The 317-nt window shown below is 69.4% G+C and carries 1 protein-coding gene; it reads right to left on the bottom strand.

Features of this window, described 5'->3' with window-relative positions:
• A partial coding sequence (locus tag KCH87_RS48565; protein WP_210594480.1) for an acyltransferase domain-containing protein occupies positions 1-317 on the bottom strand: 317 nt, incomplete at both ends.

The following is a 317-nucleotide window of genomic DNA, read 5'->3' as shown; positions in this document are numbered from 1 at the left end:
TCGGGGGTGAGGGTGGTGGTGTCGGTGACGGGGGCTCCGCGCAGGGTGGAGTAGAAGGCGGTGCGGCCGTCGGTGGGCTGGGGATTGATCGGGGCGAGGGCGTCGAGGAGTTCTTGGTGGAGGGTGTCGACGTGGGGGCAGTGGGAGGCGTAGTCGACGTCGATGGTGCGGGCGCGGATGTCCCTGTTCCGGCAGGTTTCGACGAGGGTGTGGATCTGGTCCTGGTGGCCGGAGACGACGGTGGCGGTGGGGGAGTTGTGGGCGGCCAGGTGGACGTCGTCCAGGCCGAGTTCGGCGATCAGGGTGGTGGTGGTGTC

This window comes from Streptomyces sp. GESEQ-35 (genome assembly GCF_017948485.1).
Classification (GTDB): domain Bacteria; phylum Actinomycetota; class Actinomycetes; order Streptomycetales; family Streptomycetaceae; genus Streptomyces.
The sequence above is the reverse complement of the archived record's forward strand: the minus strand, read 5'-3'. Positions and strand labels throughout refer to the sequence as shown.